General features: G+C 63.5%; 16 protein-coding genes. 6 read left to right on the top strand and 10 right to left on the bottom strand.

The features are described 5' to 3' along the window. Positions 1-83: 83 nt before the first annotated feature. Positions 84-875 (bottom strand): GntR family transcriptional regulator, encoded by a 792-nt coding sequence (locus AC3WJM_RS08165; protein ID WP_059390001.1) that lies wholly within the window; start codon positions 873-875, stop codon positions 84-86. Positions 876-1,039: 164 nt separating this feature from the next. Between AC3WJM_RS08165 and AC3WJM_RS08170 the strand changes: the two genes are divergently transcribed. Continuing rightward, positions 1,040-1,333: an HPr family phosphocarrier protein gene (locus tag AC3WJM_RS08170; RefSeq protein WP_306959838.1), complete on the top strand. Its 294-nt coding sequence runs from the start codon at positions 1,040-1,042 to the stop codon at positions 1,331-1,333. Positions 1,334-1,433: 100 nt separating this feature from the next. Here AC3WJM_RS08170 and AC3WJM_RS08175 read toward each other — a convergent pair whose 3' ends face one another. From AC3WJM_RS08175 to AC3WJM_RS08195, 5 genes are all read right to left on the bottom strand, one after another. After that, on the bottom strand, positions 1,434-1,835 hold the full coding sequence (locus AC3WJM_RS08175) for a cytochrome c oxidase subunit 4 (protein WP_492271577.1): 402 nt from the start codon (positions 1,833-1,835) through the stop codon (positions 1,434-1,436). Beyond that, complete coding sequence (gene ctaD / locus AC3WJM_RS08180) at positions 1,832-3,550, bottom strand: aa3-type cytochrome oxidase subunit I (protein WP_059390002.1); 1,719 nt, start codon at positions 3,548-3,550, stop codon at positions 1,832-1,834. The genes AC3WJM_RS08175 and ctaD overlap by 4 nt, the downstream gene beginning before the upstream one ends. Positions 3,551-3,560: 10 nt before the next feature. Then, the gene (ctaC, locus tag AC3WJM_RS08185) at positions 3,561-4,433 is read right to left on the bottom strand and encodes an aa3-type cytochrome oxidase subunit II (RefSeq protein WP_059390003.1); all 873 of its coding nucleotides are present in this window, start codon (positions 4,431-4,433) and stop codon (positions 3,561-3,563) included. 182 nt (positions 4,434-4,615) lie between these two features. Then, positions 4,616-5,002, bottom strand: a complete 387-nt coding sequence (locus AC3WJM_RS08190) for a HesB/IscA family protein (RefSeq protein WP_059390004.1) — start codon at positions 5,000-5,002, stop codon at positions 4,616-4,618. A gap of 168 nt (positions 5,003-5,170) precedes the next feature. After that, a complete protein-coding gene (locus AC3WJM_RS08195; RefSeq protein WP_284989023.1) occupies positions 5,171-6,598 on the bottom strand; it encodes a dipeptidase in 1,428 nt (475 codons plus the stop codon). A 121-nt stretch (positions 6,599-6,719) separates the two neighbouring features. On the opposite strand from AC3WJM_RS08195, the gene AC3WJM_RS08200 reads away from it, so the two are divergent. Further along, positions 6,720-7,313 (top strand): DUF3043 domain-containing protein, encoded by a 594-nt coding sequence (locus AC3WJM_RS08200; RefSeq protein WP_059390007.1) that lies wholly within the window; start codon positions 6,720-6,722, stop codon positions 7,311-7,313. Positions 7,314-7,456: 143 nt separating this feature from the next. Here AC3WJM_RS08200 and AC3WJM_RS08205 read toward each other — a convergent pair whose 3' ends face one another. Next, a complete protein-coding gene (locus AC3WJM_RS08205; protein ID WP_059390005.1) occupies positions 7,457-8,524 on the bottom strand; it encodes a quinone-dependent dihydroorotate dehydrogenase in 1,068 nt (355 codons plus the stop codon). 68 nt (positions 8,525-8,592) lie between these two features. On the opposite strand from AC3WJM_RS08205, the gene AC3WJM_RS08210 reads away from it, so the two are divergent. The 3 genes from AC3WJM_RS08210 to AC3WJM_RS08220 are packed head-to-tail and all read left to right on the top strand — an operon-like array spanning position 8,593 to position 12,401. Further along, positions 8,593-10,275 (top strand): FAD-binding dehydrogenase, encoded by a 1,683-nt coding sequence (locus tag AC3WJM_RS08210; protein WP_492271578.1) that lies wholly within the window; start codon positions 8,593-8,595, stop codon positions 10,273-10,275. 9 nt (positions 10,276-10,284) lie between these two features. Further along, a complete protein-coding gene (locus tag AC3WJM_RS08215; RefSeq protein WP_284989018.1) occupies positions 10,285-11,331 on the top strand; it encodes an alpha/beta hydrolase in 1,047 nt (348 codons plus the stop codon). Beyond that, positions 11,328-12,401, top strand: coding sequence for an alpha/beta hydrolase (locus AC3WJM_RS08220; protein WP_492271579.1), 1,074 nt, complete (start codon positions 11,328-11,330; stop codon positions 12,399-12,401). The genes AC3WJM_RS08215 and AC3WJM_RS08220 overlap by 4 nt, the downstream gene beginning before the upstream one ends. Before the next feature lie 58 nt (positions 12,402-12,459). Here the strand turns inward: AC3WJM_RS08220 and AC3WJM_RS08225 are convergent, their stop codons facing one another. From AC3WJM_RS08225 to leuA, 3 genes are all read right to left on the bottom strand, one after another. After that, complete coding sequence (locus tag AC3WJM_RS08225) at positions 12,460-13,278, bottom strand: isoprenyl transferase (protein ID WP_284989015.1); 819 nt, start codon at positions 13,276-13,278, stop codon at positions 12,460-12,462. Between the two features lie 2 nt (positions 13,279-13,280). Beyond that, positions 13,281-14,036 carry a DNA repair protein RecO gene (gene recO, locus AC3WJM_RS08230; RefSeq protein ID WP_284989013.1) on the bottom strand — a complete coding sequence of 252 codons (756 nt, stop codon included), beginning with the start codon at positions 14,034-14,036 and terminating at the stop codon, positions 13,281-13,283. An 83-nt stretch (positions 14,037-14,119) separates the two neighbouring features. Beyond that, positions 14,120-15,859, bottom strand: coding sequence for a 2-isopropylmalate synthase (leuA, locus tag AC3WJM_RS08235; protein WP_441438136.1), 1,740 nt, complete (start codon positions 15,857-15,859; stop codon positions 14,120-14,122). 251 nt (positions 15,860-16,110) lie between these two features. On the opposite strand from leuA, the gene AC3WJM_RS08240 reads away from it, so the two are divergent. Continuing rightward, complete coding sequence (locus tag AC3WJM_RS08240; protein ID WP_492271580.1) at positions 16,111-18,063, top strand: M13 family metallopeptidase; 1,953 nt, start codon at positions 16,111-16,113, stop codon at positions 18,061-18,063. Positions 18,064-18,076: the final 13 nt, after the last annotated feature.

Here is an 18,076-nt window from a genome sequence, read left to right on the forward strand (position 1 = left end):
AGATAGCACAAAGAAGGCCCCGTCCATGTGGACGGGGCCTTCTTTCGTTTGCGGGCTCAAGCGGCCGGTTCCCGGGCTTTGAGCTAGTGGGTACGGTACCCCGTGGATTGGCTTCGGGTGGACCGGACGCCCGGCCGCTGCAACGGGACCCACAACTTGTACCGGTCGGCACGGTAGTAGGACACGGAGTAGTCCACCATGGCACGGGCAACGAATGCGTGGCGCTGAATCTTGAGCAACGGAGTACCGACGTCTACGTTCAACAGCCGCGCCGTTGATGGTGAAGCTGCCGTCGCTTCGATCATGTCCTCTCCCCACTCCATCACCAACCCGTATTTCTCACTCAGCACGTTGTATAGCGAAGTGGGGGGCGCATCGTCCAGGAGGCCTGGCACGCGATGGGCCGGGATGAAGTTCTCATCCACGCTCATGGGTTCGTTGTCCGCGAGGAGGAGCCGGCGGAAGCGGACCAACGGCGTACCTTCCTCCAGCTGGAGTTCCCTCGCCAGGAAGGCGCTGGCTGCGATCTGTTCAAAGCTCAGGACCTTCGCTGCCGGAACCATGCCGCGGCGTTGCATTTCCTCGCTGTAGGACGTGAGCTTCACCTGGAGGTCCAGCTTCGGTTTGCGGACGAAGGTTCCCAATCCAACCACGCGTTCAATAACTTCCTCGCCGACCAGGGCGTCGATGGCCTGCCGCACCGTCATGCGGGCAAGTCCGAACCGTTCGGAAAGGTCCCGCTCCGAAGGCAACGCCGCACCGGGTTTGCACGACGCCGAGATATAGCTGCGCAGGATCTCGCGCAACTGAACGTAGATGGGAGTGCCGCTCTTGCGGTCGATCTCCCCCGCGATGCGGGATGCCTCAGCGGGCACAGCGGCCCCCGGCCACGAAATCTGTCATGAAATAAGCGTAGGCCAATCCACCGGCAGGTCTAGACCAGCTCGGCACTGTAAACGCGGGCGCCGTGTGGCGGCGCTACGCTTGTAGGGATCAAAATCGCAGTCGGCATCTGGCCGTCCGAGTCAAAGGAGCCGGTTTGCCCGAGCACAAAGCCATCGTCGCCGCAGAGATCGGCCTCCATGCACGGGCTGCCGCCGTGTTCGTGCGGGCTGTGACGGCCACGGGCCTTCCGGTGACGATCCGTAAGCCCGGGCAGCAAGCGGTGGATGCCCGGTCTTTGCTCGAGGTCATGACCGAGGATTTCGGCCATGGGTGCGAAGTGGTTCTGTCCGTCTCCCGAGAAGCGCTGCAAGCCGGCCGCACGCTCAATGAGGTCAACGATGCCTTGGCCGCTCTTTCGGCCGTCCTGGAGGCCGTAGAAGGGCAATGAGCGGGACAGCGCGCCTTCGACGCACTCCATTGTGACATCCAGATACAACGACGGCGGGCCCCACCAAATGGTGGGGCCCGCCGTCGTTGTTCAAGTGCTTCTAGTGCGCGTGGTCTCCACGGCTGTATTCGAAGACCCAACCGACCAAGGCCACGAGGGCCAGGCCAGCGGCGACAAACGTGATCCAGAAACCTACGGCAAGGCCAAGGAAGCCACCGGCACAGGCCAGGCCGAGGGCCAACGGCCACCAGCTCCAGGGGCTGAAGTGTCCCTGCTCGCCGGCGCCCTCGTGGATCTCAGCGTCCGGACGGTCTTCCGGGCGCATGCCCACTCGCTTGCCTGTGAAACCGAGGTAGCCGCCGATCATGCCTGCCAGGCCACCGACCAGGAGAATGCCGAGGGTTCCGACCCACTCGGACCAGTGGGTCAGGAAGCCGTAGGCCACCGCGACGGGGACGAAGAAGAAGGTCCCGGCTCCGAAGATCCATGATTCGATTTTCACTTGGCGTCCTTCTGATCAGCGTTGCCGAGTACCTTTGCTGCCGGCTCGGGGCTCTGTGCAGTGTGGTGCTGGGCGAGTTCCGGGTGGTGGAGGTCCAAAGCAGGACGTTCGGAACGAATACGGGGCAACGAGGTGAAGTTGTGCCGCGGCGGCGGGCAGGATGTGGCCCACTCGAGCGAAGCGCCGAAGCCCCAGGGATCGTCAACTTCTACCTTCTTGTTGCTGCGCCACGTGATGTAGACGTTCCAGAAGAACGGCAGGAGCGAGGCGCCAAGCACGAAGGACGAAATGGTGGAGAACTGGTTCATCCAGGTGAAGCCGTCCTGCGGCATGTAGTCCGCGTAGCGGCGGGGCATGCCCTCGACGCCGAGCCAATGCTGGATCAGGAACGTGCCGTGGAAGCCCAGGAAGAGGAGCCAGAAGTGGATCTTGCCGAGGCGTTCGTTGAGCATCTTGCCGGTCCACTTGGGCCACCAGAAGTAGAAGCCTGCGAACATGGCGAACACGACGGTTCCGAAGACGACGTAGTGGAAGTGCGCTACGACGAAGTAGGAGTCCGAGACGTGGAAGTCAAGCGGCGGGGAGGCCAGGATGATGCCGGTCAGGCCACCGAAGAGGAAGGTGACCAGGAAGCCGATGCTCCAGAGCATGGGGGTCTCGAAGGTGATCGAGCCTTGCCACAGTGTTCCGATCCAGTTGAAGAACTTCACGCCGGTGGGTACCGCGATCAGCATCGTCATGAAGGAGAAGAACGGCAGCAGCACCGATCCGGTGACGTACATGTGGTGGGCCCAAACGGTAACCGACAGGGCGGCAATGGCGATGGTCGCGTAGACCAGGCCCTTGTAACCGAAGATCGGTTTGCGACTGAACACCGGGAAGATCTCGGACACGATGCCGAAGAACGGCAGCGCAATGATGTAAACCTCCGGGTGGCCGAAGAACCAGAAGAGGTGCTGCCACAAGACAGCTCCGCCGTTCTCCGGGTCGAAGATGTGGGCGCCGAAGCGGCGGTCGGCACCGAGCGCGAAGAGCGCGGCGGCGAGCGGCGGGAAGGCCATGAGAACCAGGATTGCCGTCACAAGGGTGTTCCAGGTGAAGATCGGCATGCGCCACATCGTCATGCCGGGAGCGCGCATGCAGATGATGGTGGTAATGAAGTTCACGGCACCCAGGATGGTTCCGAAACCTGACAATGCCAGGCCGAAGACCCAAAGGTCTCCGCCCACGCCCGGGGTGAACGTCGTGTCCGACAAAGGCGCGTAGGCGAACCAGCCGAACGAGGCGGCACCTTGCGGGGTGATGAAGCCGGACACCGCGATGGTGGAGCCGAACAGGAAGAACCAGAAAGCCAGCGCGTTCAGTCGCGGGAAGGCGACATCGGGGGCGCCGATCTGAAGCGGCATGATGACGTTTGCGAAGCCTGCGAACAGCGGCGTCGCAAACATCAGCAGCATCACGGTGCCGTGCATCGTGAAGAGCTGGTTGTACTGTTCCTTGGTCTGCAGGATCTGCATGCCGGGCTCGAAGAGCTCGGCACGGATCAGCAGCGCCATGACGCCACCCAGGCAGAAGAACACAAAGGACGCGATCAGGTACATGTACCCGATGGTCTTGTGGTCAGTGGAGGTGATCCAGTTGACGACGATGCGTCCCTTGGACTTCGGTACTACCGGAGCGTCAAGGACTCCGGCGGATTGAGTGTAAGTAGCCACGTCGCTTCCCTTAATTCTTTGCGTTCAGGTTCGGGTTGCGGTCGTACTTCGAATCGAGAAGACCGGTGTTGCCGCTCTGGCGAAGCTGGTCCATGTGAGCCTGGAACTCAGCCTCGGAAACGACCTTCACGCGGAACAGCATCTCTGAGTGGTATTCACCGCAAAGTTCGGCGCACTTGCCGTCATAGGTGCCCTCCTTGGTGGGGGTCAACCTGATGTAGTTGGTCTTGCCCGGGATCATGTCGCGCTTCTGAAGGAAGGCGGGTACCCAGAAAGAGTGAATGACGTCGCGGGAGTTCAATTCAAGGTCAACGGACTTGTTGACCGGCAGGTACAAGGTGGGGAGCTTGTCCTTGTCCACGTTGTTGCCCGTGAGGTGCGCCTGGACGCCGGCCTCGTGAAGGTCTTCGGTGATGACCGGGCCCTTCACGTAGTTGAAGTCCCAAGCCCACTGCTTGCCGCGCACGTCAATCGTGACGTCGGCCGCCTGGGAGCGGTCATCGATTGCACGCTGGTCCTGGTCGGTGAAGTAGAAGAACACCAGCACCATGAACAGCGGAATGGTCAAATAAAAGACCTCCAGAGGGAGGTTGTAGCTAAGCTGCTTCGGGAAACCCGTGGTGCCCTTGCGGCGGCGGTAGGCGATGATGCACCAGACCAGCAGGCCCCAAGTAATAATGCCGACGGCGAGGGCGGCGATCCATGAGTTGACCCAGAGGTCCATGATCCGATCGGTGTTGCTGGTGGTTCCACGTTCCGTGGGCAACCAGCCTTTTTCTACCTCTGGTGAACATCCGGTCAAAACCAACGCGCCGGCTAGTGCCAAGCCAGTGATCGAGGTGATCTTTATGCGTCGGCTGCCGGTTCGGTTCTGCGAACTCACAGACGGCCCTTCCTCTTGTTGCTGCAGCCCGGCCGGCCGGAAGCCCACCGGGCACACTAAAGTTTTACTACCCGATGTAGAGCTTACCGCTACCAAGCGGTTTTCGCCGACATGCTGGCCCAGTGCGTCGGACCGGGTTCAACCCGTTCCTGAACTGGGCCAACAGCCTGCGAATGCCCGGGTTAGTGGAACGAATCGCCGCAGGCGCAAGACCCGCCGGCGTTGGGGTTGTCGATGGTGAAGCCCTGCTTCGAGATCGTGTCCTCGAAGTCGATGCTGGCACCGCTCAAGTAAGGCACGCTCATCTTGTCGACAACCACTTCGACGCCGTCGTAATCGCGGACGGCATCGCCGTCGAGCAGGCGCTCGTCGAAGTAGAGCTGGTAGATCAGGCCCGAGCAGCCGCCCGGCTGAACAGCGACGCGGAGCCGCAAGTCCGTGCGGCCTTCTTGTTCGAGAAGGCTCCGGACTTTACCCGCGGCGACATCGGTCAACTTGACCTCGTGCTCAGGAAGCTCGCCGCCCGCGAGCTGCGCTCCGGTGCTGTTTTCGTTGGTTGCAGTGCTCATTGGCCTACCTTCTTATGAAGCTCTTGGCGGCTGCGCCTTCGCGCGGCCTGCCCTTACCCAAATACGTGCGGGCTATAGCTACATGCTACGTCGAGCCGACGCATAGCTATAACTCCTAACGTAACCGGCCGGACCCTTACGTTGTTCCCGGTCGATGCAGGCGCGGGCTCAGAGGCCTTCCGTGTTCAACCGGGCGAGCATCAGCGCCTCAGCGAGCACAGCGTTGCGGAAATCGCCGATGTGGAGCGATTCGTTGGCGCTGTGGGCCCGTGAGTCGGGATCCTCGACACCAGTCACCAGGATCTGGACATCCGGATAGGTTTCCGTCAGATCCGCGATGAACGGTATGGATCCACCGATCCCCATTTCAACGGCGGGCACGCCCCATGCTTCACCGAGTGCCCACATCGCGATCCGGGCTGCAGCTGACGTTGTATCGGTGGAGAAGGCGTTGCCCCGCTCCCCCGGCACAAACGTCACCTTCGCACCGAAGGGCGCGTTCGCCTCCAGGTGCCTGCCGACTGCGTCCATGGCGGCATCGGGATCCTGCCCGGGAGCCAGGCGCAGGCTGAACTTTGCCCGCGCGGCGGGGAGCAGCGTGTTGGATGCGACGTCGACGGCGGGTGCGTCGATGCCGATGATGGACAACGCGGGCTTGGTCCAGAGCCTCGAAGCGATGCTCCCGTTGCCTGCGAGCCGTACGCCGTCGAGCACTGAGGCGTCAGCGCGGTACTGTTCCTCGTCCACGTCCTCTACGACGTCATCCTTGGCAACCAGGCCCTCGATGGCCACGTTGCCCTCGTCGTCGTGCAGGGTCGCGATGAGTCGGGACAGAAGGGTCGGCGCATCCAGTACCGGACCACCGAACATGCCGGAGTGCACGGCGTGATCCAGCACCCGCACTTCGAAGGTGCCGTCCACCAAGCCGCGGAGACTCGTTGTCAGCGCGGGAACACCGACTTTCCAGTTGCTTGAATCCGCCACAACAATGACGTTCGCCTCGAGGAGCTCGCGGTGGGTTTCGAGGAAAGTGCGGAACGTCGGCGAGCCCGCTTCTTCTTCGCCCTCGAAGAACAAGGTGACCCCAAGGCCGAAATCGTCTCCCAGCACCTGGGTTACGGCGGCGTAAGACGCCAGGTGGGCCATGATTCCCGCTTTGTCGTCGGCTGCGCCACGGCCATAAAGGCGGCCATCGCGTTCCTCTGCGACGAAGGGCTCGCTGTCCCACAAGGTCACATCGCCCGGCGGCTGCACGTCGTGGTGCGCGTAAAGCAGGATCGTTGCTTTGCCCGGCGCGGCGACGCGGCGCGCAACTATGGCAGGTCCACCGGGATTCCCGTCGGCCTTGTCGCAGCGCAGGATCTGGACGTCCTGGAAGCCCGACTCGCGGACCAACGCAGCAACAGCCTCGGCACTCCGCTCCAGCTCCGCCGGGTCAAAGCTGGGCCAGGCGATCCCAGGGATAGCGACCAGGGCTTTCAAACGGGTCATGGTCTCGTCGAAGGAAGCATCGATCGAGGACTTGAGCGCATCAACATTGATTGTGCCGGAGCCGCTGGAAAAGGTCTGCGGGATCTCCGCATTCATTGAAGTCATGGCGAAAAGACTACCTCCGCGAGTGGTGCCGGGGAACCGGACCGGGCGGCGTGGCGGGCCCATTCGGGGGGCGGCACGTCACGGCGACTTTGGCGCGGTTCCTGCGGGGTATTCTGTAGTGGTGTTTGGACGTAAAAAGGATGAGCCGAGCGCTCAAGACCAAGTAGACCAGCTTGCCGCCGACGCTGCCGTGAAAGGCGTTGGCAAGGGCGCTCCCACGCCCAAGCGCAAGGAACAGGAAGCGGCCCGTAAGCGCCCCCTCGTCCCGACGGACCGCAAGGCTTCGAAGGAAGCCGAGCGCATTGCCGTGCAGGATCAGCGCCAGAAAATGCGGCAGGCCCTGGACACCGGGGACGAAAAGTACCTGCCGCTGCGGGACAAGGGACCCCAGAAGCGTTTTGCGCGCGACTATGTCGACGCCCGTTTCAGCCTAGGTGAGTACCTGATGTTCGGTGCCCTGCTTTTCGTGGTCATCTCCTTCATCATTCCTTCAGGAAGCGACGCCCTGAGCTATATCCTGATCGGCTTCTGGGTCATGTTCCTCGCGGTCTTCGCGGATGTCTTCATCCTTTCCCGCAAGTTGCGCAAGGGCTTGACGCAGAAGTTCGGCGACGTCGAGCGGGGCACCGTCTGGTACGGCAGCATGCGTTCCCTGCAATTCCGTCGCTTGCGCCTGCCGAAGCCGCAGGTACAGCGAGGCCAGTACCCCGCTTAAGGCCCCCGATCCCCGAGGACAAGCGTCCGACGAAGCAGAAGGACCCTGGAACAGCTGTTCCAGGGTCCTTCTGCTTGACCGCACGTGGCTGTTCAGGAATGGTCCAGGTGTCTGGTTATCGGTTCCCTGCCTGGCGGCGACGCTTAACTGCGCCGTTTGGCCAAGGCCCTGTTGATGCCGGCGGCCCAGAATGGACCTTCGTAAAGGAATGCCGTGTAACCCTGCACGAGGGTTGCTCCGGCGTCGAGCCGCTCCTGGACGTCGGCCGCGGACTGCACTCCGCCGACCGCGATGAGCACAAGGCCCTCCCCCACCGCGGCCTTCAGCCGGCGCAGAACCTCAAGCGAACGCGCCTTGAGCGGTGCGCCGGAGAGTCCGCCGGCACCGCACGCATCCACTTTGCCCGGGTCGGTTACCAGGCCTTCCCGGCCGATGGTGGTGTTTGTGGCAATGATCCCGTCGAGCTTGAGGTCCAAGGCGAGGCGGGCGACGTCGTCAATGTCTTCGTCACTCAGGTCCGGTGCGATCTTGACGAGCAGCGGCACGTGGCGGCCGGCCGATTCGTCTGCGGCGTCGCCGACGGCGCGAAGGAGCGGGCGAAGCGTTTCGACGTTCTGGAGCAGGCGCAGTCCCGGAGTGTTGGGCGAGCTGACATTGACTACGAGGTAGTCGGCGGCGGGTGCCAGGCTGCGGGCACTGACCAGATAGTCCTCGACTGCGTCGTCGAGCTCGACAACCTTGGTCTTGCCGATATTGACTCCGATCACGGGACGAACCCCTGAATGGGTCCGCTGCAATGCCGCCCGAGCGGCCTTGAGCCGTGGGGCCACGGCCGCCGCGCCGTCGTTGTTGAAGCCCATGCGGTTGATGACGGCCTTGTCCTCGATCAAACGGAAAAGCCGTGGCTTCTCATTGCCGGGCTGCGCCTGGCCGGTGATTGTTCCCACTTCGACGTGGCCGAACCCCAGTTCAGCGAGGGCCTCGATTCCGTGGCCCTCTTTGTCGAAGCCAGCCGCAAGGCCAAAGGGCGACGGGAACGTCAGCCCGAAAGCCTCCGTGCGCAATGAGGGGTGCGGGGCCGTCATTTTGGCCAAAACGCGTCCTGCGCCTGAGCGGTGTGCGAAGCGGATCGCCTGGAAGCCGATCTTGTGGGCTTTTTCGGCATCCATCCAGGAGAAGGCCAGCTTGAAGAATGTGGGGTAAACGCGCATGCTCCTAGTTTTCCGGTTTACGGGTCGCGCACCAAACCAAGCGGGTTACCGGGCGGTAGCATGTACGAATGCCGAGCAATCCACGTGATGGAGTTCACTCCCAGGCAATCATCGAAGCCGATGTCATCGTTATTGGCGCAGGATTGTCGGGACTGGTCGCCGCTGCCCAAGCCTACGCCGACGGCAAACGGGTTGCCGTCCTGGACCAGGAACCGTCCGCGTCCGTCGGCGGCCAGGCTCACTGGTCCTTCGGTGGCTTGTTCCTGGTCAACTCTCCCGAGCAGCGGAGGCTGGGCGTCAAGGACAGTGCCGAACTCGCCTTGGGCGACTGGCTGGCGTCCGCGGCCTTTGACCGGCCGGAGGACTCGTGGGCCAGGTTGTGGGCGGAGGCCTACGTGGATTTTGCCGCCGGCGAGAAACGCCGCTGGCTGAGATCGCTCGGCGTGCGGCTCTTTCCGTTGGTGCAGTGGGCTGAGCGCGGCGGCTACGGTCCCCAAGGCCACGGCAACACGGTCCCGCGGTTCCACGTCACCTGGGGCACGGGACCCGGCGTCGTGCAGCCTTTCCTGGCAAAAGTGAACGAAGGCGTGGCCCGCGGAAGGATATCCCTCCACTTCCGGCATCGCGCCACGGAAATGACGACGACGGCGGGCGGCGTCACCGGGGTCGGCGGCGAGATCCTTGGGGCGTCCGGCGCCGGACGCGGCGAAGCATCGTCCCGGACCGTCGTCGGGCGCTTTGAGGCGACCGCCGGAGCCATCATCGTGACGACCGGCGGCATCGGCGGGAACCACACTTTAGTGCGGAGGCAATGGCCCGACGGCGGTGCGCCGGAACATATGCTGAGCGGTGTACCCGCCTCCGTTGACGGCGCGTTTCTGGCCGCCGCCGCAGCCGCAGGCGGCAGGCTCATCAATGGCGACCGCATGTGGCACTACCCCGAAGGTATCCACAACCACTCCCCAGTGTGGCCTTCGCACGGTATCCGCATACTCCCCGGTCCGTCGGCGCTGTGGATTGACGCGACGGGCCGGCAGTTGCCCGCCCCGCTATTTCCAGGCTTCGATTCACTGGGCGCCCTCCGGCACATCCTTGCGGGCGGACACGGACATTCATGGTTCGTGTGCAACCGCACCATCGCGCTGAAGGAGTTCGCCCTGTCAGGCTCCGAACAGAACCCGGACCTGACTGACAAGGACATCAGGCTCCTTGTTTCCAGGCTCAACCCAGGCAGCGATTCACCATTGCGCCTCTTCCTGGACCGTGGCGTGGACTTCCTGCACGCCGCGACGGCCACCGAGCTCGCCGCGAAAATGAACGCGCTCACGGGTTCAGCGCTGATAGATCCCGCCCAGCTCGATTCACTCATCCACGATCGGGACGTGCAAGTGGCAAGCGGACTGGGCAAGGACCCGCAGCTCGCCGCGATCCGCGCGGCGCGGCGTTTCGCCACCGACAAGATCATGCGAGTGGCGCCTCCGCACCGGCTCACCGACCCGGAGCACGGCCCGCTCCTGGCTGTCCGGCTCTCCGTCCTGACCCGTAAGAGCCTCGGCGGACTTCAAACGGACCTCCGTTCGCGCGTGCTTGACGATTCCGGAGTTCCTGTCCCCGGCGTGTATGCGGCGGGTGAGGCCGCCGGTTTCGGCGGAGGAGGAATCCATGGCTACCGGGCATTGGAAGGGACGTTCCTTGGCGGCTGCCTGTTCTCCGGACGTGCAGCCGGGCGCGATGCCGCGGCGAGTGTCTAAGCTGTTCCCATGGAGTGGCAGACCGATATCCTCGGTGCGGACTTCGAGAGTTGCGCCTTCGAGGCGGCCGGACCTGATGGCGTCGTCCGGCGCGCAACGCTGGTCCGGCATGTCCCGCGCCAGGGCGCGGACAGCCCGGGTGGCTTTCCCCCGTCCGCCAACCGTTCGGTCCTGTTCCTGCACGGATGGAGCGACTACTTTTTCAACGTCGCCTTGGCGGAGTTCTGGACGGGACAAGGCTTCCATTTCTACGCGTTGGACATGCACAACCATGGCCGCAGCCTGCAAGCGGACAGGCCTGGCGGTTACGTTGAGCACCTGAACGATTACGACGCCGAAATCAGCAAAGCCATCGATATGATCCGCTCTTCGGATGGGCATGGGCAGGAGCCCGGCTCGTTGACCCTGATGGGGCATTCCACCGGAGGCCTCGTGGCCGCTTTGTGGGTCAGCAGCCACCCCGGCTCCGTCCAGTACCTCGTCCTCAATAGCCCGTGGCTTGAAATGCACGGAAGTTCCGTGGTCCGCCGCGCCGCCCAGACCATGGTGAAGCCGCTGGCACGCTTCCGGCCCACGACCATCCTGCGCTTGCCCGAACGCGGCTTCTATTACCGCAGCATCAGCAGCTCGGCCGAAGGCGAGTGGCTCCTCGACGATAAATACCGCCCGCCTTTGGCTTTCCCCATGCGCGCCGGTTGGCTCAGCGCGGTCCTCAGCGGCCACACGAGGGTAGCCCGGGGGCTGAGAATAGACATCCCGATCCTGGTCTTGATTTCCGGAGCGAGCGCCAACGGCATGGTCTGGCAGGAGTCCATGCGGCATTCGGACGCCGTGCTGGACGTCAACACCATGGCCGTCCGAGCCATGACCCTTGGCCGGACCGTCACCCTGGAACGGGTGGACGGCGGCCTCCATGATGTCTTCCTGTCGGCCGGCCCGGTGCGCGCCGATGCCTACGACAGGCTAGCGCGTTGGATTCACGGGTACATTACCAACGAGCCGCGGACAGAACCTCCGGCAGGCTACGAACTTGGACAAGCGGGGGAAACGCCATGACCACTGAACTGGGGGTGCCGGTCTGGCAACATGACTTCCTGGGCGGTGGTTTCGAGGCCTTGGAGCTGGAACTTCCACCGGACGAGGAGGGTCCGGTCTGCGCCACCCTCGTCCGGCAGGTCCGCCCGCTCGCTACGCAGACGGCGCCGCACGGACTCTTGGATGCCTTGACGGCATTCACTCGACGACGGCGCCGGCGCGACGTGCCCGTCACCCACGGGCCGCCGAGGGTGGTGCTGTACCTCCACGGCTGGGCAGACTACTTCATGCAGACAGAACTGGCCGAGTTCCTCGGCGCCTCGGGTTTCCATTTCTATGCCCTTGACCTGCGCAAGTTCGGGCGGAGCCTGCGGCCGGGCCAGACTCCCGGCTACACCACCGATCTCTCGGTCTATGACGAAGACCTTGACGCCGCCCTTCGTGCCATCCAGCAGGATGTTGCCGAACTGACGGGTAGCGCGGAGGTACCCACCGTCCACCTCCTGGCCCACTCTCTGGGCGGACTGATCGCGGCGCTGTGGGCTGACCGGAATCCTGGCCGTATTGCCACCCTGACGTTGAATTCGCCGTGGCTGGAACTCCAGGGCAGCAGCCTGATCCGCAGCATGGCGATGCGTCTGGTGGAACCGTTTGCGCGTACCGATCCCAAACGGCCCTTCCGTTTCCCTGAGATGCCGGCCTACTGGGAAAGCGTCAGCAATCTGGCCCACGGCGAATGGACCCTGGATCCGGAATGGAGGCCCCGGGCTTCCTTCCCGATCCGTGCAGGGTGGACAAAGGCAGTCCTGGCCGGGCACGCCGCCGTCGAACGCAAACTCAATATCGACGCTCCGGTGCTCGTGCTGCTTTCCGGCCGGACTCGGATCCAGGCCGAGTGGACCGCGGAGCTCATGCGCGTCGACGCCGTGATCGACGTCGAGCAGACTGCCCGCCGGGCGCTGGGCCTCGGGCGCCGGACGGCGGTTTTCCGCTATCCAGGTGCCCTTCACGATGTATTCCTGTCACGGCGTACCGTCCGGCAGCAGGCCTACCGGGACGTGGCCATCTGGTTGGCATCCTATCCGGACTGAGCGGTTTCACGGCGCGCTCGTGTTAACACGGTGCGCTCGCGCTAAGTCGGTGCCGCGTTCAGCGGGGTGCCGCAGCGTCGACCGCGCCTCCGTAGCGGCGGTCCCTTTTGGCATAGATCTCGACGGCGTCCCACAAAGTCCTGCGGTCGACGTCGGGCCACAGGGTATCCATGAAGACGAATTCCGCATAGGCGGATTGCCACAAGAGGAAGTTCGAGAGGCGCTGCTCGCCGGAGCTTCGCAGGAACAGGTCCACATCCGGAAGATCCGGCTCATCGAGGTATTTCTGGATGGTCTTCTCGGTGACGGAGCCGGGCTTGAGGCGGCCATCAGCGACATCCTGGGCAATCGCGGCTACGGCGTCGGCGATTTCAGCGCGGCCGCCGTAGTTCACACACATGGTCAGGGTGCACGTGTCGTTGCCGCGCGTGTACTCCTCGGCTTCTTCCAGCTCCTTGATGACCGAGCCCCAGAGCCTGGGCCGCCGTCCCGCCCAGCGGATCCGCACGCCCCATTCATCAAGCTGATTGCGCTGCCGACGTAGCACATCCTTGTTAAATCCCATGAGGAAGCGCACTTCTTCAGGAGAACGGCGCCAGTTTTCGGTGGAGAAAGCGTAGACGCTGACGTACTTGATGCCCAGTTCGATCGCGCCCGCCATCACATCCAGCAGGGCCGGCTCCCCGGCTTTGTGACCCTCAATGCGCGGGAGTCCACGTTGGTTCGCCCAGCGGCCGTTGCCGTCCATGACGATGGCCACGTGCTGCGGTATCAGTTCTGCAGGTATGGCCGGCGGCCTGGCGCCCGAAGGGTGGTGGTAGGGGGCCCTCACCGGGGTGGTCCGCGCCGTTGCCGTCTTCTTTTTTCCCAGTGCCACTTTCAGCTTCGCTCCACATGTTTGAGGGACTTCAATGCTCGTTCAAGGTGCCATTGGAGGTAACTCGCCACCAATCCGGCGGCCTCGCGGCGATGCAAGGATTCGGACACATCCGCCGTGGCCCAGTCCCCCGTCAGCAGCGCACCCAACAAGACGACGGTCTCGGGAGCGGGTGCCGGCGAGCCGGGCGGCCGGCAATCGTTGCAGATCATTCCGCCCAAGGGAGCGGAGAAGGCTGTGTGCGGACCCCTCGCCCCGCAGCGGGCGCAATCCGTGAAACTGGGCGCCCAGCCGCCGGTCGCCAAAGCGCGGAGCAAGTAGGAGTCCAGAATGAGCTCCGGCGGGTGGTCGGAACGGCTCAACGCGGCAAGTGCCCCGACAAGCAGGTTGTACTGGGCGGTTCCCGAATCGGCGTCGGCGTCGGTCAGCTTTTCTGCCGTTTCCGTCATGGCGGCGGCAACGGTGTACCGGGAGTAGTCGGCGGCGATCGAGCTCCCATAGGCGCCCTTCGCGACAGCCTGGGTGACGATGTCAAGAGTGCGGCCGGAAACGAGTTGCAGGTCGGCAACCATGAACGGCTCCAGCCGGGCACCGAACCGGCTGCTGGTCCGCCGTACGCCCTTGGCAACTGCCCTTACTTGTCCGTGGTGCTTTGTCAGCAAAGTGATGATGCGGTCCGCTTCGCCCAACTTGTGGGTGCGCAGCACTACGGCATCGTCCCGATAGGACCGCGCTGCAAACGACGAAGGATTGGCCACAGTTAATCTTCGCACCACACCGGACCTTCTCGGGGCCGGCGAAGCCGTGCGGCGCCGTGTTGACGACGCCGCACGGCAAATGGCTATGCCCGGACGGACCTGATGGCCCGGTTGACGGCAGAGATGACTGCCTTGAGTGCCGCGGTGCTCGTGTTGGGATCGATACCGACTCCCCAGAGGACCCGCTCGCCCACGGCGCATTCAACGTATGCTGCGGCAGTGGCGCTGCCACCTTCGGAAAGGGCATGTTCGGAGTAGTCCAGGACGCGGACGTCCACGCCGTCTTGACGCAGGATGTCCAGCATGGCCGCGATCGGGCCGTTGCCCGTGCCGGTCCGCTGGACCATCGTGCCGTCAATGCGCAGGGCCGCATGCAGGGTCAATTCGCCGGACTCATCGGTCTCGGTGCGGATGGAACCCAGCGAGTAGCGTCCCCACTGGCCATCGGCCGTGCTGGCCGGCAGGTACTCGTCCTGGAACATGGCCCACAACTGGGCACCGCTGACCTCGCCGCCCACAGTGTCGGTGCGGTGCTGGATGACGCCGGAGAATTCGATTTGTGCGCGACGCGGCAGGTCGAGGCTGTGCTCGTTCTTGAGCAGGTACGCCACCCCGCCCTTGCCGGACTGCGAGTTGACGCGGATGACGGCCTCGTAGCTACGGCCCAGGTCCTTGGGATCGATCGGCAGGTACGGAACCTGCCAGGTGAAGTCATCCACGGCCTTGCCAGCGGCGGCGGCGTCCTTCTCGAGGGCTTCGAAGCCCTTCTTGATGGCGTCCTGGTGCGAACCGGAGAATGCCGTGAACACCAGGTCGCCACCGTACGGGGAACGCTCGGGAACGGGCAACTGGTTGCAGTACTCGACCGTCCGGCGGACTTCGTCAATGTCCGAGAAATCGATCATCGGATCCACGCCTTGGACGAACATGTTCAGGCCTAGGGTGACTAGGTCCACGTTGCCGGTACGCTCGCCGTTGCCGAACAAGCAGCCTTCGATGCGGTCGGCGCCGGCCAGGTAGCCCAACTCAGCGGCGGCAACACCCGTGCCGCGATCGTTGTGCGGGTGGAGGGAGATGATGATGCCTTCACGCGGGTGCAGATTCCGGTGCATCCATTCGATGGAGTCGGCGTAGACATTGGGCGTGGCCATTTCCACGGTGGCGGGCAGGTTGATGATGACCTGCTTGTCCGCGGACGCTTCGAAAACGTCGGCGATCGCGTTGCAAACACGTGCTGCGTACTCGAGCTCGGTTCCGGTGAAGGACTCCGGCGAGTACTCGTACGTGATGTGTGTGTCCGTGAGGGTTTCCTCGTATTTCTTGCACAAGCGGGCACCCTGGAGGGCGATGTCCAGGATCCCGTCCTCGTCCTGGTTGAACACGACGCGCCGTTGCAGGACCGACGTGGAGTTGTACAGGTGGACGATGGCCTGCTTGGCGCCGACGAGGGATTCGTAGGTGCGTTCGATCAGGTGCTCGCGCGCCTGGGTCAGGACCTGGATGGAAACGTCATCCGGGATGTGGCCGCCTTCGATGAGCTGCCGCACGAAGTCGAAGTCTGTCTGCGAAGCGGACGGGAAGCCGACTTCGATTTCCTTGTAGCCCATCTTGACCAGCAGTTGGAACATTTTCAGCTTGCGGGCCGGGCTCATGGGGTCGATCAGTGCCTGGTTGCCGTCACGGAGGTCCACTGCGCACCAGCGGGGAGCCTTGGTGATGACCTTGTCCGGCCAGGTGCGGTCCGGCAGCTCGACATTGATCTGTTCCTGGAAAGGCAGGTACCGATGAATGGGCATTCCGGAGGGCTTTTGTGCGTTGCGCATGACTTGGGGCCTTTTCTCTTAATCTTTGATGGAAGATTGGCCGGGCATAGCTAACTCCGCAGCGAGGGTTGGCCTAGCGAATGATCGCCTACGAGGCCCCGCCGCGGCAGCTAAGGAGAAGCATTCCTGCACGCACCATTTCACAGTAACACGGGTGCGTATGATGACAATGCAATACCAGAAGCAACGTCCACTATGCAGACGCGTGAACGGTAGTGAGCCGGTTCCGCTCGTCGTCCGAAGGAGTTCTTGTGCCACAGTCGGGGATCACACTGTCCAACATCGATGAAAGCGTCAGGCCGCAAGACGACCTTTACCAGCACGTCAACGGGGCGTGGCTGAAGTCGACGGTCATCCCGGACGACCGACCGCTCGAGGGAACCTTCACCGCGCTCCGCGACGGCGCGGAACTAGCAGTCAAAGCGATCATCGAGGAAGCTGCAGCAAAGGGCGAAGACGCCAGCGGCATCGAGCGCAAAGTAGGCGGGCTCTACAACAGCTTCATGGATGAGGAAGCCACCGAGGCCAAGGGCATGGAGCCTATCCGCGCCCGGCTCGCGGAGGTCTTTGCCACGACGTCGCCGGCCGAAGTGGTGGCCCTGACGGGGCGCCTGTTCCGCTCGGATGTTTCCGGCCTCTTCTCGATCTATCCCGCTCCCGACGCCGGGAACCCGGACCGGATCCTGTTGTACATCGGCCAGGGCGGCCTGGGCCTTCCCGACGAATCGTATTACCGGGACGAGAAGTTCGAAGGCATCGTCAGCGCCTATGCGAAATACGTCGCCAAACTCTTCGGCCTGGCGGGCATTCCCGACGCCGACACTGCCGCGGCGCGCGTCGTCGCCCTTGAGAAGGCCCTTGCTTCGCACCACTGGGACAACGTCACCCTGCGCGATCCGCAGAAGACCTACAACCTCAAGACCGCGGAAGAGGGCCGCGAACTGTTTCCACACCTTGACGCATGGTTCGATTCGGCCCGCATTGAAGCGGACAAGTACACCGAGCTGGTGGTCAGCACCCCGGACTTCTTCACCGGTGCGTCCGCCCTTGTCGAGTCCGAGTCCCTTGCCACGTGGCAGGAGTGGCTGGCCCTGCGCGTGCTCAATGCCGCCGCCCCTTATCTTTCGTCGGCGTTCGTGGACGCAAACTTCGATTTCTACGGCACCACCCTGAGCGGCACTCCACAGAACAAGGACCGGTGGAAGCGGGGCGTCGCCGTCGTCGAAGCCGCCCTTGGGGAGGCGGTAGGCCAGATCTACGTGGAACGCCACTTCCCCGAAGGCTACAAGGCCAGGATGCAGACGCTGGTTGCCAAGCTGATCGAGGCCTACCGCGAGAGCATCACGGCCCTCGACTGGATGGGCGAAGACACCAAGGCGGAAGCGCTGAAAAAACTTGAGGCCTTCCGGCCCAAGATCGGTTTTCCGGACAAGTGGATCGACTATTCCGCCGTCGAGATTGACCCGAGCGACCTTTTGGGCAACGTCGAGCGGGCACACAACGCCGACGTCGACCGTCACCTCGATGAGGTCGGCAAGCCGGTCGATCTCGACAAGTGGCTCATGACCCCGCAGACCGTCAACGCGTACTACCACCCGATGCTGAATGAGATTGTCTTCCCCGCCGCGATCCTGCAGCCACCTTTCTTCACGGCGGAAGCTGACGACGCGGTCAACTATGGAGGCATCGGCGCCATCATCGGCCATGAAATCGGCCACGGCTTCGACGACCAGGGCTCCCAGTTCGATGGAGGCGGAGCGCTGCGGAATTGGTGGAGCGAGGAGGACAGAAAGGCGTTCGAAGGACTGGCGGCAAAGCTCGTAGCCCAATTCGACGCCCTTGCCCCCTACGCCGCCCTTGAGCACAAGGTCAACGGGAAGCTCACGCTCGGCGAAAACATCGGCGATCTCGGCGGCCTGACCATTGCCTACAAGGCCTACCTCTTGAGCCTTGACGGTGCTGAGCCGCCGGTCCTTGAAGGCCTGACCGGACAGCAGCGCTTCTTCATGTCCTGGGCTGCCGGCTGGCGCCAAGTCATCCGTCCCGAGGAGGCCATCCGGCGCGTCGCTACGGACCCGCACTCCCCCAACGAGTTCCGAACGAATGCCATCGCCAAGAACCTGGATTCGTTCCATGAGGCGTTCGCGGTGGAAGCCGGGGATGGAATGTGGCTGTCGCCTGAGGACCGCGTCAGCATCTGGTAGGCAGCAGCAGCAG

Source organism: Arthrobacter sp. FW306-1B-G06A (assembly GCF_058781765.1).